Source organism: Streptomyces actinomycinicus (assembly GCF_016741775.1).
GTDB lineage: Bacteria > Actinomycetota > Actinomycetes > Streptomycetales > Streptomycetaceae > Streptomyces > Streptomyces actinomycinicus.
This window is the reverse complement of the sequence record NZ_JAERRK010000030.1, coordinates 53,496-77,600: the sequence shown is the minus strand read 5'-3', so window position 1 is coordinate 77,600 and position 24,105 is coordinate 53,496. Positions and strand designations below refer to the sequence as shown.

Below are 24,105 nucleotides of genomic sequence, written 5' to 3'. Positions count from 1 at the left end.
TGCGGCACCGGACGGACGGTCGCGCGCGGTCGGCATGCAGGCCGGCACGCTGGACACCTTACCCACCCGCGGCCTCGCGCAGCGGTTCATCGAACGCGGCACCCCGGTGCCGACCGGCCACTTCGGCGCGGCCACCACCCGGCTGGATCTCTCCACGGTCGGGGCGGTGCACCCGTTCATGCTGGCGCTCGGTCAGTCCGTCACCGAACAGCTCCTGGAGGAGCACGCACTCGCCGTGGGCGCCCGAGTGCTGCGCGGGGAGGAGGTTGCCTCGCTCACCGAGGGTCCGGACACCGTCGGGGCGGTGATCCGGGCCGCCGGTCCCGGCAATCTCCATCCGTTCGGTGATCGAATCGAAAGCCCCTGGTCCAAAGGGTCCGGGCAATTGAGTGTTATCGCTGACAGCTTCGTCTCCGGTGGCATGGCAGCCCCGGCCCGGTCGGAGACTCTCGCGACTCCACACTCTTGAAGGCCGGCGCGCCCCCGTTGTGGCCGCGACCGGGATGAGTGCAGGCGTGCCGCCAAGAGAAGAGCCTGCCCCAGCCGGCAGGTCGGGCCGTCGCGGCGACGTCGATGCCTAGGACAACGAACAGCCAGCCGGTCGCCGACTGCCAACGATGGCAGGTCTTCGGAGGAGCCAGGAGCGTGCGCAGCCGTGCGGCCGCGGGGACCAGGACAAGCCAATGTACGACGCCGATCAGGATGCCCAAGGCCGCTGGAAGGAAGGCCTGCTGGGCCGTCGAGGCGCTCCCGTTGACGGACTGCGGCAGGACGTTCAGGAAGAACAGCGCTGCCTCAGGGTTGAGTACGTTGATGAAGAAGCCCTGGGCGAACCCGGACCGCCACCAGCCGCGGGCTGCCTCCTCTCCGACCGGAGCCAGCCGGGTGGCGAGGCCTACGGGGCCGCCGGTCTCCTCCCGCGCCGCGGTCCGCTCCACGCGCGGAGCGCCGAGTGGCCACCACCGCCCGGACCCCCGGGGTAGACGAGACAGGCCGCGCCCAGCGGTTTGATGGCGTCGTAGACCACGGGGGAGGGGGGCGGCGATCAGCGACATTCCGACGGCGGCAGCGAGCATGCGCCGTTCGAGAGCAGGTGAAGAAGGAAGTCGGAGTCGGCGGCTACGGTGCCGCTCGCACCGGCAGACGCTTCCCGCGCCGGCGCTGGTGACCTGAGGACGTCTCCCAGGACTGGAGAGCGATCGCCCGGCAATGAGCAAGGGGTGACACGCATAGCAATCGTCGTCCTGACCCTTGTCGCAGGCGTACTGGCGTCCCTGGCAGCGGCCTGGACCTCCGCCTGGTGGTTGCTCGTCGCGGTACCGGCGATGCTGCTGGGTCTGACGGGCGCCTGGGATCTGCTGCAACGCCGGCACTCGGTGCTGCGCAACTATCCCGTCCTCGGCCACGCCCGTTTCCTCATGGAGCGCATACGCCCGGAGCTGCAGCAGTACTTCATCGAGCGGAACTACGACGGGCGCCCCTTCGACCGGGACGTGCGCAACATCGTCTACGAGCGCGCCAAAGGCACCGACGCGGAGGAGCCGTTCGGCACCGAACGGGACGTGTACCAGCCCGGCTACGAGTCCCTGGTCCCGTCGATGGCGCCGTGCCCGGTGCCCACGAACCCACCGCGCGTACGGATCGGTGGCCCCGAGTGCGGCCGTCCGTACGACATGGCGCTGCTGAACGTGTCGGCGATGAGCTTCGGCTCGCTGTCGGCCAACGCCGTCCTCGCGCTCAACGGAGGTGCCGCGGCCGGGGGTTTCGCCCAGGACACCGGTGAGGGCGGGCTGTCCGAGTATCACCTCCGTCCGGGAGGTGACCTCGTCTGGGAGATCGGCACCGGTTACTTCGGGTGCCGCACCGCAGAAGGTGATTTCGACGCCGCCGAGTTCGCCGACAAGGCCGCACACGACCACGTCAAGTGCGTGTCCCTGAAACTGTCGCAGGGGGCGAAGCCCGGCATCGGCGGTGTTCTGCCGGGAACCAAGGTGAACGCCGAGATCGCCCGGGTCCGGGACGTACCCGAGGGACAGACGGTCGTCTCCCCGCCGTACCACCGGGTGTTCTCCACCCCGCGCGAACTCGTGCGCTTCATCGCCCGCATCCGTGAGCTGTCCGGCGGCAAACCCGCCGGGTTCAAACTGTGTGTGGGCTCGCGCCGGCAGTTCCTCGCCGTGTGCAAGGCCATGCTGGAGGAGGGCACGGCGCCCGATTTCATCGTGGTGGACGGCGCCGAGGGCGGGACCGGAGCGGCGCCGCTGGAGTTCGCCGACCACGTGGGCACCCCGCTCACCGAGGGGTTGCTCACCGTGCACAACGCCCTCGTGGGCGCGGGATTGCGCGACCGGATCAAGATCGGGGCGAGCGGCAAGATCGCCACTGGCACCGACCTGGTCAAACGCCTGGTGCAGGGCGCCGACTACGCAAACGCCGCACGGGCGATGATGTTCGCCGTCGGCTGCATCCAGGCACAGCGGTGCCATACGAACACCTGCCCCACCGGTGTCACGACCCAGGACCCGCGTCGTGCCCGGGCCCTCGACGTCCCCGACAAGACGGCGCGTGTGCAGCGTTTCCAGGAAGCGACCGTGGCCAGCGCTTTGCAGATCATGGCGTCCATGGGTGTCACCGATCCCGCCCAGCTGCGCCCGCACATGCTCCGCCGACGCGTCGACCCCTGCACCGAGCGTTCCTACGAGGACCTGTACGAGTGGCTGGCGCCTGGGCAGTTGCTCGCCGAGCCGCCGGCGTCCTGGGCGGCCGACTGGCAGGCCGCCGACCCCGACCGTTTCACCGTGTGACCCGGAGGACCCAATGACCCGTACCGTTGCCCGCGTCATCGTGGACGCGCTGAGCGAACTCGGCGTGCGCCAGGTGTTCGGCGTCGTGGGAGACGCCCTCAATCCCCTGACCGACGCCATCCGCACCACCGACAGCCTGGAGTGGGTGGGCTGTCGGCACGAGGAGGCGGCGGCGTTCGCCGCGAGCGCCCAGTCCCAGCTCACCGGAACCCTCGGCGTGTGCATGGGGACGGTCGGACCCGGTTCCGTCCACCTCCTCAACGGGCTGTACGACGCGGCCAAGAGCCACGCCCCCGTCCTGGCCATCGCCGGTCAGGTGCCGCTCGCCGAACTCGGCAGCGACTACTTCCAAGAAGTCGACAACGACGCCCTCTTCAGCGACGTGGCCGTCTTCCGCGCGACAATCACCTCTCCCGACCAGCTCCCCCAGATGCTGGAGACGGCCGTGCGCCACGCGCTGGGCCGCAAGGGCGTCGCCGTCCTCACCGTGCCCGGCGACCTGGGCGAGCGGGAACTGACCGCCGACCGGACGCCCCGGTTCTCCCTGAACCCTCCGGTGAGCCGGCCCGAGGAGGCGGCCGTCCGCCGCGCCGCAGAACTCCTCGACCGCTCCGAACGCCTCACCCTGCTCGTCGGGGAGGGGGCGAGCGCCGCCCGCGAGGACGTTCTCACCCTCGCCGACCGTCTGGCCGCACCGATGGTGCTCACCCTGAAGGCCAAGGCCGGCTTCGAGGGTGACACCAACCCCTTCCAGGTCGGCCAGACGGGACTGATCGGCAACCCCGCCGCCGCGTCGGCCCTGCAGGATGCGGACACGATCCTCCTGCTCGGCACCGACTTCCCGTACCGGGACTGGTATCCCGAGGACCGGACCGTGATCCAGGTCGACACCGAGGCCACCCACATCGGACGCCGGGTACCGGTCGACGTCGGGCTCGTGGGGGACACCGGCGCCACCGTGCGCGACCTTCTCAGCCACCTCGAGGCCGGCCCCGGTTCGAGCGGCGGACGCGACCGCTCGCATGTGGAGAAGGCGCGGGAACGCTTCGACCAGTGGCGGGCCGGTCAGGCACGGCTCGCCGACCCGTCACACGACAAGGGCCTCATCGGCCGAGTCCGCTCCGCGCTGGACAACCGCGGACACGACATCCGCCCGGAGGCGCTCGCCGCGGCCATCGACCGGGTGGCGGCCGAGGATGCCGTCTTCACCTCCGACACGGGCATGGCCACGGTCTGGCTCTCGCGCTTCGTCGAGATGCGCGGCGAGCGTCGCCTCATCGGCTCATACAACCTGGGCTCGATGGCCAACGCCATGCCTCAGGCGCTGGGCGCCCAGTGCCTGGACCGTCATCGGCAGGTCGTGGCCTTCTGCGGTGACGGCGGACTGAGCATGCTCCTCGGCGACCTCATGACCCTCAAGACCTACCGTCTCCCCGTCAAGCTCGTCGTCTTCGACAACCGTCGCCTGGGCATGGTGAAACTCGAACAGGAGCAGTCCGGCCTCCCTGAGTTCGGCACCGTGCTCGACAACCCCGACTTCGCCGCCGTGGCGGAGGCCATGGGCATCACCGGCATCCGCGTCACCGACCCGGCCGACGTGGAGACCGCCGTGCGACGCGCCTTCCGCAGCCCGGGCCCGGTCCTGCTCGACGTCCTCACCAACCCCGACGAGATCGCCGTTCCGGCCAAGCCGACGGTCGAGCAGGGCTGGGGCTTCGCGGTGGCCAAGGTGAAGGAGGTCGTGCGGAGCCACGGAGAGCCGAGCGGGTCCTGACGACACCCGGGGAATGCCGGTCGGCGGTGTTCCCCGCTCTCCGACCCGACCACCCCACCGAGTAGCCCCGACTTACCCCGCAATCGACGGGGGACGGTCCTACCCGGTCGGCCTGAGGACGTGCCCGCAGACGGCGCAGGCCAACCCTAGGATCAGGAGGGTCCAGGAGTAGGTGACGAGACTGGCGGCCTGAAGCAGGAGGCCCAGCCCCCATAGCCGGGGGTTGCGCACGATGCGGCGCAGCGGTCGGCCGGGCACACGGTTGCGAATGAAGGCATACATGCCCAACGAGCCGACACACACCGAGGCAGTGACGACCAGGCCCAGGCTGAGCAGGAGGAATGAACCGAATCCCATGACACCTCACCTTCCGGCCCGGATAGTCCTGCACACGACGTTAAGCCTTCTCGGAAATGCTTCGTCCGCCGGGGTCGGCATCCTGCACTCCTGCACAAACTCGGTGGAGGTCCTCGACGTGAAGGTCGTCTTCGTGCGTTGCTGCATCCCGGAACGGCAGGTTTCGTATGCGCGGGTCGGGCGCCGGTGGGGCATGAGCCGTCTTTTGGTCCGCTCGACCGCACACCTTTTCGGTATGACCTTGGCGGCCACTACCCTCATGACCCGCCGCCTGGCCCGAGAAGGCGCCACCCTCAGCCGGCCGGGGAAGCCGGCGCTGGCAGTCGGCTGACCGGACTCTGGGCGCCGAACCGGGCAGGACCGACTCAAGGCAGGTCGGAAATGCTGGTGCCCGAGGGAAGCCGCAGTCCCGAGGGCAGCACCTGCAGGCCGAATCTCGGGGGGTGGCTGAAGTCGGCTACTTGGGAGAAGTCGACGGTGCCGCCGCTGAAGCGGGCGGGCGGCACCGTTCGGTAGATGGAAGGGAGGTGGTGTTCACCGAAGTTGACGGTGGTGCCGGTGAAGGTCGCGCCGGTGAAGTCGATGGTGCCGGCGGAGAACTCGGCACTCTCGAAAGGGACTTCTCCCCTTGTGAAGGCAGCGTCGCGGAAGTTCACACGAGCGCCGGTGAAGTGGGCACCGTCGAAGGTGATCCAGCCGCCGCTGAAGGTGGCACGGTTGAAGCGGACGGTGCCACTTCGGAATTCGGCGAGCCGGAAGTAGACGTGGGCGCCGTCGGCGAAGTCGGCTTCGTCGAAGACGAACTGGTCCGTTCCGTGGCCGGCGAAGAGGGTCTTGACGAAGAGGACGTGGCCGCCGGTGAAGCGGGCGCCACGGAAGTCGGCCTTATCGAGGACGGCACCGGTGAAGTCGAGGTCGTAGCCCTGCCATGACGCAGGCGCACCATCGCGCAGGTGGGCGGCCATGAGTCCCAGAACAGTCGCGCGTACTTCCCGCTCGCGCTGCCACGACGCCAGCACCTGTTCGTCGGTGGGTGGATCGGGAGCATGCGGCATCCTCAGATATCCGCATAGCACGTCGATGCACATCTGCCGCTCCTGCGGCCATTCATCGGCAAGCCGTGCCATCGCGTAAGCGCCGGCCATACGTACGGCCGGCCGGTCGGCTCCGAGTTGTTCGGCCGCGGCGCCGAACCGTTCGATCAGTGCCTTGTCATACTCACGGAGTTCTGTCGCTTCACTGAGATGCTGGCGTCGATAGGCGACCACGAGTGCCACGACCCCGCCGACTCCCGCGACCACGGCCAATGCGATCTTGATGGCGTCGTAGGTGTCACCGGGCTTGAGCGGTCCAGACGCCTGGACGCGCGGCTGCCCCAGAATCAGCCATAGAAGTCCCAGGACCGTGAGCGCTGTGGCCACGGCCAGCAGTAGTACCGCGACGATGTGCAGGCCCAATGGCCAGCGCATGACACCGTGGGGAGCCCGCCTCGAACGCCGCTCAGCCGCGGTCAAGCTCGATCCCCGGGCCGGACAGCCTCGTCGGCGATCACGCAGTCGACGACGACCGCATGGTCATCGCCGCAAGCGAACGACCTCATCACGCCCCCCTGATCCTGCCGGTGACCAGCGTGGCGCACCTTCAGCACGCGCACCAGATGGCCGGCACCCTCGGCCCCACCCCCAGTGGCTATCCCCTCCCCAGCGAAGATTCTGGCATCGAAACCAGGTACCAGGCGCGTCCGCGGTGTGACTCCGCCTTGAGGGGCCGTCCCGGCGGGACGAGGGTTCAGTGCCGGCAGGTGCTGTCGTGGGAGGGCAGGACACCGGTGGCGAGGTAGTGGTTGACCGCCTCGTCGATGCAGGCGTTCTTCGGGGCGAAGAGACCTGCGTAGACGGTGTGCCGGAAGGCGCCGGGCTCGGCGATGAGCCGCCGGTAGTTCGGGCACTGGGTGACGTCCTCGTACTCGCAGTGCAGACCGCCCTCGATGAGCTCCAATGAGGCCTGGGCCGCGGCGATTCTCGACCGGAGCTCTTCGGCCGCGGGATGCAGGATTCCGTGCCGGGTGGCGCGGTCGGCCTGTGCGGACAGGATCCTGATGGTGTTCAGGCCGAGGCCGGCCTCCTTCAGGATGAGGATCGTCGCCACGCGGGTGAGGTCGTCCGCACGGTAGCGGCGGCGCCCGCCGGCGTCCCGTTCTGGGTGCAGCAGGCCCATCGCCTCCCAGTGCCGCAGCACGTGCGTGGCCAGGCCGAACCGAGCCGCTAGGGCACCGATGCCCAACGTGCCGACGCCACCGTCTCCGCTTGACTTCATGTCGACATTAAGTCGCAGCATGGCGTCCATGTCCAAGAGTCAGGAAGCGGTGGAAGAGCACCGCGACACCGAAGCCCTGCTGGCCGCGCTCGACGCTGCCGACCAGGTGCCGAGCACCACTCAGCTGCGAACCCGCTCCTACGAGCTGCTGTCCCTCGCCCCGGGCTCGACCGTCGTGGACGTCGGCTGTGGCGCCGGACGAGCCGTCGCCGAGCTGGCCGAACGCGGCGTCCAGGCGATGGGCGTGCACCCCAGCTCGGAGATGCTGGCCGCGGCCCGGGAGCGGTGGCCGGAGGCCGAATTCCTGGAGGCGGGGGCGGAGGATCTGCCGTTCGCCGACGGAAGCCTGCGCGGCTACCGTGCCGACAAGGTCTTCCACGAACTTCAGGAGCCAGGGCGCGCGGTCGCGGAGGCACGACGGGTCCTTTGCCCAGGCGGCAGGATTGTTCTGATAGGTCAGGACTGGGACTCCATCATGATCGACTCGGATGACGCAGCGCTCACGCGCACGATCGTGCACGCCCGCGCCGACCTCCTGGGAACGCCCCGCGCCGGCCGCCAGTACCGTAGCCTGCTTCTGTCCGGCGGCTTCGCCGATGTCACGGTCGAGGTCCACACCAGTGTCTTCACCGACCCCGCGATGCTGTGGCTGCTCACGAGGCTCGTGGAGCCGGCCTGGGCCAGCGGCGCCGTCGGCCGTGACCAGGCGGACGAGTGGCTCGACGAGCAGCGCCGACGCGCCGAGGTGGGCCGCTTCCTCACCGCCATTCCGTTTTTCGTGGCCGCCGCTTCCGCCCCGTAGAGGTTTTCGACGGCTGGTCAGGGCCGTTGGAGTCGGAGCAAGTCGCACCCGTATCACGGACGTGGCCGGACGCACCCGCCGGTACGACCGGCCGGATCACCTGAGTCGAGGAAACGAGTCGTCAGCGGTACGCTCGAACGGGAACGGCAACATGAGAACGCCCGAGTCGAGAGGCGGGCATCATGGACCGAAGAAGAGCTACCGAGGGTCCTGACCCTGGTCGCCGTATGGGCGGTACCAGCACTGCCTGCGATGCCCGCAGACGCGGCAATTCCTCTCGTAACCCGGCTGTCGGCCCCTATGCAACTGGCCTGCACGACGTGACCGACGCGAACTTCCACGAAGTCGTCCTGAAGAGCAAGAAGGCAGTAGCCGTGCTCTTCTAGGCGGCTTGGTGTGGACCTCGCAGGCAAGTAGCACCTTCCATCGAAGGCATTGCCCAGCAGCATCCTGAGATCGATGGCGTGAAGCTCAACTGGACGAGAACCCCCTGTCAAGCACCAAGTCTGATGTTCAGACCATCCCGACGATTCTGGTCTTCCAGAAGGGCAACGTCGCGAAAATCATCATTGAAGCGAAGCCGAGGACCGCGCTCGAGAAGGACTTTGCCAAGTTCCTGACGAAGGGGCGGTAGTTGCGTGCCGCATCTCCCGCTGCCCCACTCGTGCTCATCCCTGGCCAAGGCATGTCCGCGACACAGGTAACAAGGGCGTGCAGCCGCCTCGCCGAACGGGGGGCGGGCCCCTGCTCGGCGAGGCGGGCTGGCACTGTCCGGCAGATCATGTCATCACCGAGGTCACGGGGCGCTTGACGACCCGTTCGACCAGGCGCTCATGCGGCGCGTCATGGACGCCCTGGGGTACATCCCTATCGGAAAGGCCCTGGAGCACCGGCTCGACCTCTGGCGTTCGACACCCACAGGTCGTACACGACCACGTATGTCTTCCCGGCGGTCAGGCCGCCACGAGTCCCTCGGCGACGAATCGTTCCACGAACTCCCGTGCACGCAGGTCGAGATCGGCGTACTGCGCCTCTCGCTCAGCGCCCGCGACCGCTTCGCCGATCAGGAGGTTGCCTTCGGTGTCGACGCGCTGCGGGCGCTCCTCCGCGTCGGTGAGCAGGCCGACGGAGGAATGGGAGAAGCCGCAGTAGTAGGCGATGCCTTCGCTCAGATTGGTCTCGAGGACGCTTTGCATCCCCTCCACGATGGGGTCGTCAGCAGTGGCGCCGGCGAGGCCCAGCCACAGCATGCGCTTGCCGGCGAGGCGGGGCTTGCTGCGGCCGTAGGCGAACCCGTAGTTCCATACACGGTCGACCCAGCCCTTGAGGATTGCGGGCACGCTCTGCCAGTACACCGGGAAGACGGCGACGACGACATCGGAGTCGAGGATGCGCTGCATATGAGCGTGCGCTTCGTCCGAGTACACCTTCTCCCTGTTGCCCCAGTCCGGCTGGTCCGATGTGTTCATCCGCGGGTCGAACCCCTCGGCGTGCAGGTCGAGCAGGTCAATGCGGTATCCGGCGGCTTCGAGCCGGGCGGCGGCACGGCGGGCCGTGTGCGCGGTGAGGGAATCGGTGCGGTGGTGTGCGACGACCACGAGGGCTGTCCTGGCATGGTTGTCGTGCTGCGTCACGGTGTCTCCCAGCTGAGAACTCGGTCGATTCGATGAATCCAGTACAGCCGCGATCGCATAGAGGATCCATGGGAAAAACGCTCTGGAACATAGGAGATCGTCTATTATGATGCGTCCCGTGGATCCCTTGAGTTCGTTACTGAGTGGCATCCGAGCCGAGGGCTCCGTCGTCAGCCATGCCGTACTGACGGCGCCCTGGACCATCCGCTTCACCGACGACGCACCGCTCACCATGATCAGCGTGCTGCGCGGCGGGGGCACCCTGCTACTGCCCGACGGGGCCGAGCGGGCGGTCGGCGTGGGCGATACCGCCATCGTGCGCGGCCTCGCACCGTTCCGTCTCGCGGATCATCCCGCCACTGTCCACAGCTCCCATGCCGCGTACGAGATCGCCTGCTTCACCACGGACGCCGAGTGCACCGACCAGCAACTCGGCGGTATCCACTGGGGCACCGACTCGGAGGAGGCGACCGCGCTGATCGTGGGCGCCTACCGCGCCTCGGGCCACCGCCACGAGCGGCTCCTGCGTGCCCTGCCGCCCGTCCTGGTGATCAAGGAGGACGTCGAGGTTTGTGCCTGGCTTGAGACGGCCGCCGCCGACGCCGCCCGTCTCTCGGCCGGTTCGCAGGCGCTGATGGACCGGCTCCTCGACTGGGCTCTGGTGTGCACGTTGCGCACCTGGTTCGACCAGGCGGGCGCCGACGCGCCCAGCTGGTACCGGGGCCTCGCCGACCCGGTCCTCGCTCCCGCCCTGCAGGCCTTCCACGACCGGCCCGCCGATGCCTGGACGGTGGCGTCGCTGGCCACTCGAGCCGGTGTCTCCCGGGCGCTGTTCGCCAAGCGCTTCACCAAGCTGATGGGCCGCCCGCCCCTCGCCTACCTCACGGAATGCCGCATGGACGAGGCCGCGGCGCTTCTGACCGACACCGACCTCAGCATTGCGCAGATCGGAAGGTCGGTCGGCTATGCCGACGCTTTTGGCTTCAGTGCCGCGTTCAAACGCCACAAGGGCCTGAGCCCCAGTAGGTTCCGCGCCGCAGCGGCCTGAGTTTCCGTCCCGGCGACCAGCGGTGCTCTTCTCAGGTGTGTCGCTCTGCGTGTTGTCCTTCCCGTTCTCGTGGTTTACGTAGAAGGCGCGATGCACCCCGCCTCCGCAGCAGTGCCGGCCTGCGTCCGATCGGCCCCGGAGCGCAGCTCGCGTAGCCGTAGCCCGAACGCCCCCACGGCGTGCCACGACATCGGGAGTGGAAACCGGGGCGGCCGCTGAGTGCCGGTCTCGGCGGCCGCATGGTTCTCGTACCACGCTCGGACCGGTGCTCGCTGGTACCGAGGAGCAGGGAGATGCGGTCAGCCCGGCGACGTCGAGCGCGCCGGGTACCTGGCGGTGTTCGCGGCGGCATGCCTGGGCGAGGAAGTCCTCGCCCAGGCATGCCGCGATCGCCCGGCCGCACGGCAGCCAAGTTCCTCGCTCAGGACGGCGTCGTACTGTTCGACAACCCCGAGGCGCTTGATCTGCGCGTTCAAGCGCGAGAACGCGCTCTGCGAACCCGACCCTGGAGCAACCGTCCCGAGGCAGTACGACTGCCGACCGGGCTGCGGCAACACCGTCCGCACCGACACGCATGCTCGCCTCCTGCGCGAGCGAACCGACGACATCGACAAGCTGGCCGCCCACGCGCCACAACCCATCGCGAAGCGCCTACGAACCAACGCACATACCGTCAGGTCGCTGGGTCCTGCCCTCGGTCCGCGTCGGCTCCAGACCTTCTCGGGACGCGGTGGCGTGCGGAATCATGTTGCGCCACGGAATGACCGCCATGACGGCCGCTATGGTGACGGCCCTGCGGTCAGAGCTGCCGCCGTGAGGCCGTCGGCGAACGCCTGCCGTGTAGCCGGGAAAGGCGGCAGTACCCCGGTTGGAGCGGTCAGGGAGCCCAAGGAGCCCAAGCGGTCGGTGACGACCGTGCTGAGGACGGAGCCCTGGACGGCGACGGCGAGGGAGGCGCCGACTTGGCGGGTGGCATCATTCACCGCCGATCCCAGTCCGGCGCGGGACGGTGGTACCGCATTCATGACGGTTTCGGTGCCCGCTGCAGCGCCCAGTCCGGCGCCCAGTCCGGCGATGACTTCGAAGATCAGCAGGTGCGCGTAGCCAGAGGTGGCCTTGGTGTGGGCCAGGATGGCGAACGCCGCGACTACGAGGGCGAGCCCGGCCGCGATTGGCGTTCGTTCACCGAGCCGGGCCAGGAGCCGTGGTGCTGTGAGCGAGCCCGCGGCAAGGGCTGCTGCCAGGGGCAGCGTGCGTAGGCCGGCCTGCCAGGGGGTGTAGCCCAATCCCCTGACGACCTGGCCACTGGCCCATCTCTACGAGCAGGCGGGCCGCAGTGTCTGGGCGCCCACGCTGGTGCATACCGCGATTGACACCTTCAAGCTCGTCACCGTGCCGTCCGAGGCGACCGCGCCGTTCTCCCTCGCTCTCTCCGCGATGGCACTCGTGGTGCCGCTCGCCGTCTTCCCGCTCACCCGCGTCGCGGCATACCGCCGACGCGGCCCCGACCCTGCCGGTGACCTGCGCGCTCACTCTCAGGACAGACAGGCATCGCCGTAGCCGGCGCCGAGAAGAGTTCACGGTACTCATCATGCGTTTTCTCTTGCTGACCGCGGGAAGCCGCGGCGACGTCGAGCCCTTTCTCGCCCTGGCTCGGCGTATCACCGACGAGGGTCATGAGGTCCGTCTCGCGGTGCGGAGGAGTTCGTCTCCAAGGTCCGGGCCGCCGGCATCGAGACAGCTCTCCGAGCCCGCTCTCCCGCGACTTCACCTCCCAGCACGTGTCAGCCGCGCTCTCGGACATCGGCAGCCACCGCGCTGCCGCGGCCAGGGCCGCCCGGCTCATGCAGACCGAGGACGGCACCGGCCAAGCGCTACGCCTGCTGACCGCTTTCTCGTGACCGTCCCTGCCTCGCCGTGAACGTGCCCTCGGCCCGGACAGATGCCGGCGCGTGCTGACGGTGAGGCGACACGCCGGCGGCGGGTCTTGTGACCTGATCATGGCAAAGAAGCTCCTCCGGGAACGAATCGTCGCGCCTGGCCCGATGCTCCACAGCTCCGTAGGTCGACAGCCCTTCCAGCGGTCTGGCACGACGGTTCGCCCTGTGCGTCCTAAGCGGGCAGGCTGAAACCCTTGTAGAGGTCGTCCAGTGCCCGGAAGGCGATGAACGGGGGCGTGGCGCGGGCAGCGAGGTTGCGAGCCGCGAGGGCCAAGGGATGGCTCAGCCCGGCCACCCGGCCGGCCTTGCGGGAGCGCAGGCGGATGGCGTCGGTCCGGGCCCAGCGGGCCGTGGAGTACGCGGCCAGGCCTTCCGGGATGCCGTCAGGACGGCTCTTGTGCAACAGGTGAGCAAGGACGACGGCGTCCTCGATCGCCTGACAGCCGCCCTGACCGAGGTTGGGCGTCATGGCGTGTGCGGCGTCGCCGATCCAGGCGATCTTGCCGTGATGGAGGCGGGGAAGCGGACCCGCGAGGTCGAACAGGTCGTGCTGGAGCAGGGTCGCGGGGTCCAGCCGCTCGAGCATGGCAGGGACCGGGGCGTGCCACCGTCCGAACCGTCGGATCAGCTCGGCCTTCGCATCAGCCGGCCGGGTGCCTTGCGGCACGAAGGCACTGGCGTAGACGTACACGCGCCCGTCGGCCAACGGCACGATCCCGAAGCGCTCGCGGCGCCCCCAGGTCTCCGAACACACGAGGTCCGGCAGTCCCTCGGCGGAGATGACTGTTCGCCAGGCGGTCTCGCCGCTGTAGTGGAGGGCGCAGTGAGCGGGGAAGTACTGCCGGCGCAGCGGGCTGTGGATTCCGTCGGCCGCTATCACCACGTCGGCCTGTACGTCTCCTTCATCGGTACGCACGAAGGGAGTGTCTGCGGCGTCGAGCACTTCCCGTACGGACGTTCCGAAGCGAAGTGCCCCCGCCGGCAGTTCCGCGGCGAGCCCTTGGGCCAGGGCCGCACGATGGACGGCCAATGGCGGGCTGCCGTAGCGCTCGGCCATCGCCCCCATGCCGGCCTTGTGGAGCCACTGGCCGTTCGGCAGACGCACGCCCATGGCGGCGGGCACCGCGCTGCCGGTCGCCTGCTCGACGTCGAATCCGATCGCGCCGAGAGCACGCAAGGCATTGGGCGCGAGCACGATGCCGGCACCGAGTCCTTGTTCCGCGGCCCGCTCGAAGACGGTGACCTCCCAGCCGTGCCTGTACAACGCTACGGCCGCGGTCAGCCCACTGATCCCAGCTCCCACGACTACTGCTCGGCGATCAGACATGTGTGCTCCTGCCACAGGCCTCTACGGATGTAGAGGATCAACCTGGAGGACACTCTACACATGTAGAGTGTCGGTATGTCCACATCAGGTCGCAGAACACTCATCACCGACGCCGCCATTGCGACGGTCGCCCGAGCAGGCCTGCGCGGTCTCACCCACCGGGCGGTGGATGTCGCCGCCGGTCTGCCGGCGGGAAGCACCTCGTACTACTTCCGGACGCGGGCGTCGTTGATCGAGGCCTGCTACCTGCGCCTGGCAGAGCTCGACCTGGCCGACGTGGACCAAGGCGTGCTTGAGCAGCTCCCCCCGCACCCAGGTGCGCTCAGTCGCAACGAGGTGGCGATCGCCCTCGCGGAAACCCTGCACCGCTGGCTCACCACGGGCCGCGAGCGCCAGCTGGCCCGCTTCGAACTCATCTTGGAAGCGGCTCGCAATCCGGACCTGCGCCCCCGTCTTCATGAGGCGGGCATGGGGGCTCGTGCCCGCGCGTCCAAGATCATTGCGGGCCTCGGAGCCACCCGTCCCGAGGAGTCCGCCGAGCTCCTCGTCGCGTGGACCGAGGGCCTGCTCTTCGACTACTTGGCCGGAGCCCTTGCCGACACCCGGTCCATCCCCACCCTCCCTGCTCTGACCGCCACTGCCCGTCGCATGCTGGACGCAGCATTGGCCGAGGAGTGGGACGGATACCCAAGGCGTGGAGATTGAGCGGTCGGGAAACGACCACGGCCCTCTTCCCCTTCCCCGAACCGGCAAACGCTCACGGCGACCGCATCGCGAACACATCCGAGTCGTAGCACGCCATGGGGTGACTGCGGTTTCCTCATGCACGCATCTCCAACCCGCACGGTGTTGGGAGACTTCATGCGCCGTGGAGTCTTTGGTCTGCCCGCAATCGCATTACTCCTAATCGGTGCCGGCTCGGCTCCCGCCTTGGCCGATTCGCCCCCGCCGCCGTCGACGGCGATCGCCTGGAGCTGGCCGCGCTTACCGTGGACGCCCCGCACTCGTTGGACGGCTACGCCCGGGCCGAGTTCGGCATCTGGTCCATCCAGCCGGACGGCTGTACCTCCCGGCAGACGGCCCTGGCCCGCGACGGCAAGACGTGGAGGACAAGCGACATCCCAGACGGCGGTGGTCACAAGATCATGGACCGCCGCCAGGCGATGGACGAGGAATGCGCCGCCACCAACCGACGCCGCAGCTGCCATCCGGTGATCGGTTACTCGTTCATCCCCTCCGCCGTCGTCGACCACTTCCGCCTGGCCCACAGCGAGGTCCTCACCGGCGAGCGCAAGGAAACCGCCGCCGGCTTCTGGCAGCGGCGAACGCCTTCTCCGCCGCCCACGGCATCACCGTGGAACGGGTCCTGACCGAGACCGGCTCCTGCTGCAAGTCCAGACTGTTCACCCAGACACTCGCCATCGGCCGGCATCACAACGACACGCCTTGGAGTCCGGGCACCTATCTGGTCGCGCTAGATCGTCCTCCAGGCATGACGCATCCGAGCCCCGCAGCGCCCCCGTGGCCACACTGTGGCCACGGCCCAAGCCCGGAAGATCCGGTTGGCTGCCGCGGCATCCATGTCCCCGGCCACACCGCATGCCTCGCACACCTTGCCGACGCCGATCGCGACGCCTACTTGGCCGGGGTGGTCCCCGGCACTGACATCGACCACCGCGGCACATCCTTCACTACCCCGCTTCTCGACGCCCACCTCGCCGCCCTCCGCGACCCGGCAACTGGACACCCCCGCATGGGCCCGCGCCCGGTTTGAGTTGGCGACCTTCAAGCATGCCGGGTTCAGGTCGGCAACCTTCGAGGACGACGCCGTGTTCGCGTTGGCGACCTTCCAACGCAACACCTGGTTCGGGTCGGCGACCTTCCAGCGCAGCGCCGATTTTTCGTGGGCGACCTTCGAGGGCGTCGCTCACTTCGGGTCGGTGACCTTCGAGCGCGACGTCGGGTTCGAGTCGGTAGTTTTCGAGCGGGCGCCCAGCCTCGAGCCGTTGGTGTGCGCCGGACGGGTGGGGCTGTCGGAGGCGGTGTTCAACGGCCCGGTGACCCTCTCGCTTGCTGCCAGCCGATTGGAGTGCCAGCGGACCCGCTGGTCGTCAACGGCCGAGGTGCGTCTGCGCTATGCCACCGTGGACTTTTCCCACGCGGTCTTCGAATACCCCCTCACGATCGCCTCGGAAGCCGTCCTTTTCGCGCTCCCCGACGGCCGGCTGGTGGAAGAGCAGGCGCTTACGAGCGCTCCCGATGCCAAGGTGCGTATGGCTTCGCTGCGCGGGGTGGACGCGGCCCATCTGGTCCTCGCCGACGTCGACCTTTCGGCGTGCCTGTTCACCGGGACCGTGCACCTGGACCAACTGCGCCTGGAAAGCACCTGCCCCTTCGGCGAGGTCCCGTCGGGCACACACTGGCCGCACTGGGACGCTTCACGGCGTGGACTACGGATGCTCCGTGAAGGCGCTGCCCCAGTCGGTGACGGGAGGCCGTCCCGGGACGAGAGGGTGCCCCTGGGCGGGGTGCCCGGCGATCTGGAACGGGTATCCGTCGGCTGTTCGGGCACACGAGACGTCATGCACGGACAACATGCGCGTTCCGCCAGCAGCAGTCTCATGGGTCAGGCCTCCACAGCCGAGACATCGCCGCCCGGTCACAACGGCGCCAAGCACTCACGCCGAGGCCGGCGCACCGGCCGCCTGCGCCGCCGCATCCTCGCCTACCGGGCCATCGATTTCCTGTCCACGCACATCCCGGACGACCCCGGCCCAGGCGACGAATGCCTGCTCCTCGTGCACACCCGCCAGGTCGTCGGCCAGGTCCGGTACCGGATCTGCACTCCCTGCGCCCAGGGCGTCATCACCGCCGTCGTCATCGACGAGCGCTTCCACAGCACCGGCCTGGGCACCCGTGCGCTGTCACACCTACGGTCCCGCCACCCAGGACTGACCTGGCGCAGCACGCTGCGCAAGCGCACCACCCGTGATCTCCTGCGCCGGATGCGCATTCCCACAACCACTTCTGCCACGCCCTGCCCCCACGCTCACCGGACACTCTCTGCCCCGGCCGGCCCGATACTCGCCAGCGGCTGACCCCAACGCTCAGCGGTCACAGCGCACGGTGCCGAGGGCACCCCCCTCATCCCGGGCCTGCCTTTGAGTGCGGTATGTGAGCCAATGCCTGTTTCGGGGCGCAGCTGAGGCTGAGCGACCGGTCGCGATGGCGTGCCTGACGCATTGACGTTGGTAGCCAGGCAGCGCCTTTCCGATCATTCGTTCGTTGGGGTGATCGTGAGGGATAGGAGATAACTGACGCCGCCTGGGCGGCGATCGAGCCGGTGTTGCCGCCTGCGGGTCATGCCCGTGGCAGGTGGCGGGATCACCGCAAGGTGCTCGAGGGCGTCGTGTTCAAGTTCCGCACTGGGGTGCCCTGGAGGCATCTGCCGGAGCGGTTCGGGCCCTGGCAGACCGTGCACGGACGGTTCGCCCGCTGGGCCGGCGACGGCACCTTCGACCGCATCCTGGCCGCGGCCCAGGGGCGGGCGAGGTGGACAGGCTGGTCGCGCTGGACTCCACGATCGTCCGGGCCCACCAGCCCACCGCTACCGAAGGGGCCTCGACTAGCGCGGGCTGGGGCGCTCCCGCGGCGGGCTGACCAGCAAGATTCACCTGGCCTGCGACGCACGCGGCCGCCGCTGGCCTTCACGGTCACGGCCTGCACCCGCAACGACTGCGCCCAGGCCGAAGCGGTCATCCACAAGATCCGTGTCCTGCGGCCCGGGTCGGGACGCCCCCGCACGCCGCGCGGCGGAGCCGGCATGGGCGACGGGTGGCAGGGCATCCGAGGTGAAGGGATGGGCTGACCGCGCCTTCGGCGCCGCCCGTCGACGTCAAGAGCCTCTTAGGGGTGAGAAGGTGAAGGGCTTCCGCAGTTTCATCCTGCGCGGCAACGTGGTCGACCTGGCCGTCGGCATCGTCATCGGGGCAGCGTTCACCGCCGTGGTGAACGGCTTCGTCAGCGCCTTCCTGACACCACTCGTCGGGCTTGCCACCGGCGCCACCGGCGACATGAGCCGCAAGACCTTCACCGCAGGCGCCATCAAGTTCCCCTACGGCGCCTTCGTCAACGCGGCGATCAGTTTCCTCCTCATCGCCAGCGCCCTGTACTTCCTGGTCGTGCTCCCGATCAACAAGCTCCACGAACGCCTCGCCCCGCACCAAGACGTCCAGGCCCCCAAACGCGACTGCCCCGAATGCCTCAGCCCTGTACCCGACCAGGCCCGACGCTGCGCCTCCTGCACCGTCTCCCTGCCCGCCGTACCCGCTCAGGCCGGGGAGACCACCCAGCGCGCCGGGTGACCCGACCTTCCTGTCCGTAGGCGCAGTCGCCCGTCACCCAGGCGATCGGGAGGGGGCGAAGCAAGAGCCCGCAGGAGCATCGCTCGGGCCAGTTCTCCCTTGGTCGCGAAGCCACGCCTGTCAGGGACTTTCACTGCCCGGCACCGGTCCGCCTCCGCGGTCCAGGACTTGGGCAGGGGCGGTCCACTCCGAACCAGCAGGCCAGCACGTCATGGGTGGTGCCGTGGCGCAAGTTCACCAGCGTGCCCAGCAGTCGGTCGACGAAGACCATCCCGTGCTTTGCCCCGGCTCCTACCGCTCGTCGTCGCGGCCGAGCCGCGAGACGACCCTGATGACGCTCGTGCCGCAACGGACCCACTTCGGCGATGAGTTCACCGGTCACATCAGGCGACAGCCCAGCTGTTGTACCTGTGTGGTGAGCAGCTTTCCGTTGTGAGGTGCCGGGTGCATGCGGTGGAAGTTCAGATGCCGTATGCGGCGTTCAGCGGGTGGATGTGGCCGCAGGTTCGGCGCGCACCTGGCGTGGCTGGTGTCATCACGGCCTCAGGAGTTCGACAACTGTGTTGGTGTCCTTTGACTGACCCCGTCTCCCACGCCCTCCGGACAGATTCGAGCGGCCCAGGCGAAGGAGGCGGACACGGACATGAGACTGACTGCTGCGGTCGCTATACCGAGGAGGTTGGTTGTGAGGGGTGAGCTGCTTGCGCCGATTCCGGCGATGGTCGGCCACGCCAGGAACGCGAGGCCGCCGAGCACGATGCTTCTGCTGGGCGGTATGAACATCAGCATTCGTACGCCGGAGACGCGTCGGGTGAAACCGTAGAAGGCGAAACCCACCAGCGTACAGGCTGCAGGATGGGCGATCAGTCAAACCCACGGAACCGAGAGCAGCCGGAACGGCTGACTGCGCTGGTGGGTGAGAACGTTCGTGTGGATCAGGATGGCCTGGAATGCTGCCACAGCGGCGACGAGACCGGCGAATGTTGCCCAGAGGCTGCGTATTGGACGCGGCCGGTCAAGCGCGATGAACGCGAGGCACGTGCAGGTCGTGCTCAGGCTCGCGTTGGTGGCGCCGGTTGCCGGGCGGGCACGGTGCGTGGTCCTATCTCGTCATGAGCAGAGCCGCGGACGTCATCGTGCTGGCCCCTTACTGTGACGACGTGATGGAACCGCTGACCCGAGAGGAACCCGGGCGCAGCTGGCGGGGGCGGTTCGAACCCATACAGGCCCAGGACGGCGGCTTCGGCTACGGCTGGGCGATCGAGTTCGACAAGGTGCGGGGACGGGCCGGGCTCCTCAAGGATCTGGAGTCGCTGCCTTGGCCGCATCCGGGCGGGGTGCAGGTGCTGATCCGTGACCAGGACGACGACTGCTTCGGCCTATGGATGCTGCACGACGGCAAGCTGGCGGAGGTGGCGTTGCCGCGCACGGAGCGGTTCCACCAGCCTGCACCGCGGACCGAGCAGTTCCCGCCGGACCCCGGGATGCTGCTGCGCACTGACATTGGCCAGCAACTGCCCGAGCAGACCCCGCCGGAACTCCGGGATCCCCGCCGGGCCTGGTAAGGCATCGCTCCCTTTGGTCCGTTGGGTCGTGTCCTGCGCATGGCAGGCTTGATCGAGCGGTTGGTGCCGGAGGAGTTGTGGGTGTTGTTTCCGCCGGGTGGTGCCGGAGAAGAGCGTCATACGCCCGCAGGGCGGCGGGCGGCCCGGGGCGGGGGAGCGTGAGGTGCTGGCGGCGGTCGTGTTGGTGGCGATGACCGGATGCGTTGGCGGCAGTTGCCGCCGGCGTTCGGCAAGCCGACTCCTGCCCCGGACACCACACCATCCGTCTCGGCAAGCACGACCAACAGGACAGCCTCATCCGCACCAATACATCAGGGGGTGCAATAGCGGAAAATACCGCCGCACTAAAGGCTTGTCTTTGTTGGTGGTCTGGCCTGCACTGATCAGTTTGTGGTGCGTCGGTGGGTGGGGGATTGCAGCGCGCCCATAGCTGCAGTGATGTGTGGGCGCTGTTGATGTAGCAGGGCCTGGCCTGCGGATTTGTCAGTTAGCTGGCTGGGTGATCAGGTCGTGTCATCTGTGCTGCGCACGGCTTCAGGTTCAGTGGTCGCTCGTAAGCGGCGGCGCTGGACGAGCCACCTGGTTGAACTGGAGTGCGACCGCCCAGAAGCTGACCTCTTTCAAACCTTCAGCTCGCTCGTGGCGTCGCCCTGCCAACGCTGCTGCCCCTGTGCCCGCGGCGACCCAGGCTGATCAGGTTGTCGTCTCAGCCGGGATCGGGATCGGGATCGGGATCCGGGTCGGGCGACGTAAGTGGATAGCCCGGTTCGTAGACTGCGCCACCGACGCGGCGATGGGAGGGGTGGTGACACCGGGCTATCCGTCGCGGGAGTCGGTGTGGCCGCGTGGCGCGCGGCGATGGTGTGGGGCGGGCGTCGGCGATCCGCTGTCTCAGCGGGGAGTGGGCTGTAGGGCCTCTTCCGCAGGTGTCAGAGGATCGTCGGGCCGGATACGAGCGGGCTGACGTCACATTCGCATTGTTCGTGTCGCGGCGATACATGGAAGAGCGGGTGACGTTACATCATCGCCCGTGTCACTGTGCGCCGATGATGGGCAGGCCATGCGGGAAGCGGCCTCGAGGGGCTCGGGATCGGATGGAGATCGAGCTGTCCTCAGCTGGTGCCGGCGGTCCGCGCGGTGTGCGGGCCCGGGCCGGCGAGGCGGAGAAGTACGAAGATCATGCCCGCCTCGCGGACCGGTCGGACCGGCTATGCCCGGCGGAGCGACCTACTGGGCTCTGAGGAGCACGTCTTGGCCCAGCCCGCGGAGACAGAGCCTCCTTGAGGTCGAGCGATGCGGACGTCCGTCGATTCGGTTCTTCGCCGGCTTCCTGCGCCGCTGGGCGGGATGGCGTCGTGGCTTGCCGTTGCTTGTTGGGCTGCGTCGGTCTCCCGTGGGCGTGAGCCGGTCGGGTTGAGGGCCTTGGCAACAATCCTGAGTCGGTCGCGGTGACCCCTTCTTTCTTTGGTCGGGTAGGTGGTGTGCTGGGAGGTTAGTAGAGGAGAGGGGACAGGTGTGTTTGAGTGGGGGGCGCGCCGGCGGGCGAGGAAACTGCTGGCAGCGTTGGCGTACGAGGCGAAGGTTGCCACCTTCGGGCCTAGTGGCCGCGGGGTCGTCAGTGGGCGTGATCTGACTCCGGACGGTGCGAACGAGACGGCGAAGCTTCTGTTCGATCAAGGGGACCGCAAGACGGCTGTGGCCCTGTGGCGGCTGTCGGCCGAGTGCGGCGATGCCGCGGCCGCTGCGAACATGCTGATCGAATGCTGTGCTGACGGGCGCTTTGATGAGGCTCTGGGCTGGTGGCGCCAGGCCACGCGGAAGCGTTTGAAGATTCCCCCGCACGAGCCTGGTCTGCGTTTGCGCAGCATGGGTCCGGAACGGGCAGGGGCGGCGGAGGGCTGGTGGAGGATCACGGCCGAAAAGCTCAGCGACGACCGCAGTTGCGAGTACCTGGGCATCGCGCTGCGCGAGCGTGGTGAGGAAGAGGAAGCCGGTAGGTGGCTGCGGCAGGGGGCCGAGCGCGGTGATGCGGCCTGCGCCCGGGAGTTGGCCGCACTGGCCATCTTGCGGATGGAGCGTGAGACCGGCCCGGTGAAACGCGCAGTGGCCGCACAGGAGGCTTTGCAGTGGACCAGACGTGCGGCTTTGGGAGGTGATCAGCGGGCGCAGGTGATGCTGAACTCCTTGGACGCTGGGAGTGAGTCGTAGTGTGTCAAAAGGTGAAATAGAAACCGGCCTCTGCGCCTGTGGTCGAGTGCCGACAGGGACAGGTCACAGGCACTGTGCCTGATGTGATCTGGCAAGCAATAGGGTCTGGCTATGCCTCCTTGTAGCGGCTGTATTGCGTGTGTGGCCAGAGCGCCCAACGCCTGACCTGGTGTTCGTCCAGTCCGGCCGGGCCCCTTGGCCGGACTGCAAGGTCTCCCGGAGGATGTGTCTTCGTGTGGCGACGCGCACCGGGGTGGGCAGCCGCGCCGGGGCGGCTGAGTAGCAGCGGTAGACGGCGGGTTCGCCGGGCCGTCGGTTGGGGCGGGGCGGGCAACTGGTGGGCGCCGGGCCGGTTGTCGGCCCGCTCGGCCTGGGCCCAGCCGCGGTGTCCCTTGGCTCCGGCGCCGGCGGAGAGTTTCTGTCAGGCTCGCTGTGCCAGCTTCTTGATCAGGGCGTCGGCGTGGAACGGTTGCCCGCGGCGGGTGGTGATGTGGTGGTGAGGGGCGACGGCGAGTACGTGGCCGGCCTGCCGTTGCTTTCGGGGTTGCGCGGGTGCGGGTTGGCTTCGAAGACCTCGTCGCCTGCGGCGAGAAGGGCCGTGTCCACAGCGGCAGCCGTGAGCGGTGCACCCGCCGTACGGCGCCGAGCCCGTTGCCGGTCGCCACTTCCTGCAGACGCCGGCGCGTGCGTGTCACCGGCCCCCATCGCCACCTCTTCGGTGTGTCGCTTCCCAGTCGTTTCGCGCCTTACTTTGAGACTCCGTGTCTGTCACGCTGTGTCCTCCTCTGAGCGCCGGACCCATGTGAGGGCCGTGAGGAGTCGATGGAGAGCGGCCTGACGTCGACGGACCGTCAAGGCAGGTCCCTGCTGCGCCGGCCGGAAGTCGCAGTGAGCACAAGCGGCGTGCAGTTGGACCGGCTTCTGCCCTGCAGCCGCCGTACGTTCTCGACGTGTCGTGTTCTCGGACCTGATTTGGCCATCGCCGCCCATGGTGGCTGACACGGCATGCGTCTGAGGCGGCACTACATCCGCGCCCTGTCGTCGGGTCCGCCCCCCCCCCGCGGCCCGAGAAACCCCGGGTCCGCCGTCCGCCGAAGAATCCCCGGTCCGCCCTCCGGCCCAAGAAAACCCCGGGTCCGCCTCAGGCTCAAGAAGCCGTGGGCCGACCCGGTTCAGGGACGCCGCAGGCCCGTGCGGCCGTTCCTTCGTGGTCTTGCACGGGGCTCTGGATCCGGGACGCGCGCAGCATCCCGGTCCCCAGCAGGATCAGCCACAGGCTCCAGAGCACGTAGCCGGCGAAATTCGCCTGGTCGGCGCCGGGTACGCCGAAGGGCACCAGCAGACCGGCGAGGATCAGCGGTACGCAGGTCAGGGCCAGCGCGGCGACCGGGCGGCTGATGAGAGAGCGGCGACGCAATGCCGTCACGATCAGCAGGGTCCAGGCCGCGGTGAGCACATAGCCGAGGGTTTCGCCGACGATCTGCCCCAGCATGCGGTTCAGCGTTTCGAACAGTTCCACCGCCTCGGCCCGTTGGGCGGCCGAGCTGTCGGGGTCGGCGACGCGGCCGGCCAGCGGCGGGACGAGCAGGGGCCAGCGCATCAGTCCTGCCACCTGCACGGCCGCGGCGGCTACGCCTGTGGTGGCCGCGGCGGTGCTCGTACGCCCGCCCGCGGCCATCCGTGCGGTGCGCAGGGCGATCGGTGCGAGCGTGGCTGCCCCGAGGGCGAGCAGGGTGAACAGGGTGCCGATCAGCAGGGCGTGGGTGTGAAAGCGCAGCAGCACCTCCTCGGTCGGCTGCCGGAGCACGTCAGGGTAGTCGAAGGTTCCGCTCAGCAGCGCAAACGCGGCATTGACGAGCACGGCTCCGCCGATGAGCAGTGCCCCGGTGACGGTATGGGCGGACCTCGCTGGCATGAGGAACCCCTCTCTCATATCTCTGTACGGCGTACAGATTGGACGATGTAC

23 protein-coding genes and 1 pseudogene are annotated in these 24,105 nt (G+C 68.6%); 14 read left to right on the top strand and 10 right to left on the bottom strand.

From position 1 onward, the window contains the following. Positions 1–469: FAD-dependent monooxygenase (locus JK359_RS36095; RefSeq protein ID WP_236678987.1), on the top strand; the 469-nt coding region annotated here is incomplete at its 5' end. Here JK359_RS36095 and JK359_RS40505 read toward each other — a convergent pair. Beyond that, positions 393–1,055 carry a LysE family translocator gene (locus JK359_RS40505; protein ID WP_372445524.1) on the bottom strand — a complete coding sequence of 221 codons (663 nt, stop codon included), beginning with the start codon at positions 1,053–1,055 and terminating at the stop codon, positions 393–395. The genes JK359_RS36095 and JK359_RS40505 overlap by 77 nt on opposite strands. Before the next feature lie 165 nt (positions 1,056–1,220). On the opposite strand from JK359_RS40505, the gene JK359_RS36085 reads away from it, so the two are divergent. Further along, entirely contained in the window at positions 1,221–2,804 is a 1,584-nt protein-coding gene (locus tag JK359_RS36085) for an FMN-binding glutamate synthase family protein (protein WP_201843848.1), read from the top strand. 13 nt (positions 2,805–2,817) lie between these two features. Further along, positions 2,818–4,578: a thiamine pyrophosphate-dependent enzyme gene (locus JK359_RS36080; RefSeq protein WP_201843847.1), complete on the top strand. Its 1,761-nt coding sequence runs from the start codon at positions 2,818–2,820 to the stop codon at positions 4,576–4,578. A gap of 99 nt (positions 4,579–4,677) precedes the next feature. On the opposite strand, the gene JK359_RS36075 is transcribed toward JK359_RS36080, so the two are convergent. The 3 genes from JK359_RS36075 to JK359_RS36065 all read right to left on the bottom strand — a co-directional run bounded on the left by JK359_RS36075 (position 4,678) and on the right by JK359_RS36065 (position 7,251). Continuing rightward, positions 4,678–4,935 carry a hypothetical protein gene (locus JK359_RS36075; RefSeq protein WP_201843846.1) on the bottom strand — a complete coding sequence of 86 codons (258 nt, stop codon included), beginning with the start codon at positions 4,933–4,935 and terminating at the stop codon, positions 4,678–4,680. 365 nt (positions 4,936–5,300) lie between these two features. Further along, on the bottom strand, positions 5,301–6,404 hold the full coding sequence (locus JK359_RS36070; RefSeq protein ID WP_201843845.1) for a pentapeptide repeat-containing protein: 1,104 nt from the start codon (positions 6,402–6,404) through the stop codon (positions 5,301–5,303). A 319-nt stretch (positions 6,405–6,723) separates the two neighbouring features. Continuing rightward, entirely contained in the window at positions 6,724–7,251 is a 528-nt protein-coding gene (locus JK359_RS36065; RefSeq protein WP_372445520.1) for a MerR family transcriptional regulator, read from the bottom strand. A gap of 28 nt (positions 7,252–7,279) precedes the next feature. Here JK359_RS36065 and JK359_RS36060 point away from each other — a divergent pair, with 28 nt between their 5' ends. Next, positions 7,280–8,053: a methyltransferase domain-containing protein gene (locus tag JK359_RS36060; RefSeq protein WP_201843844.1), complete on the top strand. Its 774-nt coding sequence runs from the start codon at positions 7,280–7,282 to the stop codon at positions 8,051–8,053. Positions 8,054–9,006: 953 nt separating this feature from the next. Here JK359_RS36060 and JK359_RS36055 read toward each other — a convergent pair. Further along, on the bottom strand, positions 9,007–9,687 hold the full coding sequence (locus JK359_RS36055) for an NAD(P)H oxidoreductase (protein ID WP_201843843.1): 681 nt from the start codon (positions 9,685–9,687) through the stop codon (positions 9,007–9,009). A gap of 118 nt (positions 9,688–9,805) precedes the next feature. On the opposite strand from JK359_RS36055, the gene JK359_RS36050 reads away from it, so the two are divergent. Further along, positions 9,806–10,735, top strand: coding sequence for an AraC family transcriptional regulator (locus JK359_RS36050; RefSeq protein WP_443729094.1), 930 nt, complete (start codon positions 9,806–9,808; stop codon positions 10,733–10,735). 779 nt (positions 10,736–11,514) lie between these two features. Here JK359_RS36050 and JK359_RS36045 read toward each other — a convergent pair. Beyond that, positions 11,515–12,021, bottom strand: coding sequence for an MFS transporter (locus JK359_RS36045; protein ID WP_201843842.1), 507 nt, complete (start codon positions 12,019–12,021; stop codon positions 11,515–11,517). 70 nt (positions 12,022–12,091) lie between these two features. Here JK359_RS36045 and JK359_RS36040 point away from each other — a divergent pair, with 70 nt between their 5' ends. After that, the gene (locus JK359_RS36040) at positions 12,092–12,295 is read left to right on the top strand and encodes a hypothetical protein (RefSeq protein WP_201843841.1); all 204 of its coding nucleotides are present in this window, start codon (positions 12,092–12,094) and stop codon (positions 12,293–12,295) included. Between the two features lie 31 nt (positions 12,296–12,326). Next, positions 12,327–12,656: a glycosyltransferase gene (locus JK359_RS40500; RefSeq protein ID WP_201843840.1), complete on the top strand. Its 330-nt coding sequence runs from the start codon at positions 12,327–12,329 to the stop codon at positions 12,654–12,656. Between the two features lie 191 nt (positions 12,657–12,847). Here the strand turns inward: JK359_RS40500 and JK359_RS36030 are convergent, their stop codons facing one another. Continuing rightward, positions 12,848–14,002, bottom strand: coding sequence for an FAD-dependent oxidoreductase (locus JK359_RS36030; RefSeq protein WP_201843839.1), 1,155 nt, complete (start codon positions 14,000–14,002; stop codon positions 12,848–12,850). 75 nt (positions 14,003–14,077) lie between these two features. Between JK359_RS36030 and JK359_RS36025 the strand changes: the two genes are divergently transcribed. The 5 genes from JK359_RS36025 to mscL all read left to right on the top strand — a co-directional run bounded on the left by JK359_RS36025 (position 14,078) and on the right by mscL (position 18,366). Beyond that, positions 14,078–14,707 (top strand): TetR/AcrR family transcriptional regulator, encoded by a 630-nt coding sequence (locus tag JK359_RS36025; RefSeq protein WP_201843838.1) that lies wholly within the window; start codon positions 14,078–14,080, stop codon positions 14,705–14,707. Between the two features lie 284 nt (positions 14,708–14,991). Beyond that, positions 14,992–15,372 carry a hypothetical protein gene (locus JK359_RS36020; RefSeq protein WP_201843837.1) on the top strand — a complete coding sequence of 127 codons (381 nt, stop codon included), beginning with the start codon at positions 14,992–14,994 and terminating at the stop codon, positions 15,370–15,372. A gap of 405 nt (positions 15,373–15,777) precedes the next feature. After that, positions 15,778–17,100, top strand: a complete 1,323-nt coding sequence (locus JK359_RS39590) for a pentapeptide repeat-containing protein (protein ID WP_236678985.1) — start codon at positions 15,778–15,780, stop codon at positions 17,098–17,100. A 212-nt stretch (positions 17,101–17,312) separates the two neighbouring features. Next, positions 17,313–17,870, top strand: a complete 558-nt coding sequence (locus JK359_RS40495; RefSeq protein WP_372445523.1) for a transposase — start codon at positions 17,313–17,315, stop codon at positions 17,868–17,870. Positions 17,871–17,922: 52 nt separating this feature from the next. After that, positions 17,923–18,366 carry a large conductance mechanosensitive channel protein MscL gene (gene mscL, locus JK359_RS40285; RefSeq protein WP_201843835.1) on the top strand — a complete coding sequence of 148 codons (444 nt, stop codon included), beginning with the start codon at positions 17,923–17,925 and terminating at the stop codon, positions 18,364–18,366. Here mscL and JK359_RS40555 read toward each other — a convergent pair. Together JK359_RS40555 and JK359_RS39585 are read right to left on the bottom strand one after the other, a co-directional pair. Further along, positions 18,359–18,542: pseudogene (locus JK359_RS40555) on the bottom strand (transposase); the annotation flags it as partial. The gene mscL and the pseudogene JK359_RS40555 sit on opposite strands and share 8 nt — an antisense overlap. Continuing rightward, on the bottom strand, positions 18,497–18,637 hold the full coding sequence (locus JK359_RS39585; protein WP_236678984.1) for a transposase family protein: 141 nt from the start codon (positions 18,635–18,637) through the stop codon (positions 18,497–18,499). The pseudogene JK359_RS40555 and the gene JK359_RS39585, both read right to left, overlap by 46 nt. An 841-nt stretch (positions 18,638–19,478) precedes the next feature. Here JK359_RS39585 and JK359_RS35995 point away from each other — a divergent pair. Both JK359_RS35995 and JK359_RS35990 read left to right on the top strand, forming a co-directional pair. Further along, a complete protein-coding gene (locus JK359_RS35995) occupies positions 19,479–19,931 on the top strand; it encodes a hypothetical protein (RefSeq protein ID WP_201843834.1) in 453 nt (150 codons plus the stop codon). Positions 19,932–21,494: 1,563 nt separating this feature from the next. After that, on the top strand, positions 21,495–22,139 hold the full coding sequence (locus JK359_RS35990) for a hypothetical protein (RefSeq protein ID WP_201843833.1): 645 nt from the start codon (positions 21,495–21,497) through the stop codon (positions 22,137–22,139). A 1,147-nt stretch (positions 22,140–23,286) separates the two neighbouring features. Here JK359_RS35990 and JK359_RS35985 read toward each other — a convergent pair. Beyond that, the gene (locus JK359_RS35985) at positions 23,287–24,054 is read right to left on the bottom strand and encodes a DUF4386 family protein (protein ID WP_201843832.1); all 768 of its coding nucleotides are present in this window, start codon (positions 24,052–24,054) and stop codon (positions 23,287–23,289) included. Between the last annotated feature and the right edge of the window lie 51 nt (positions 24,055–24,105).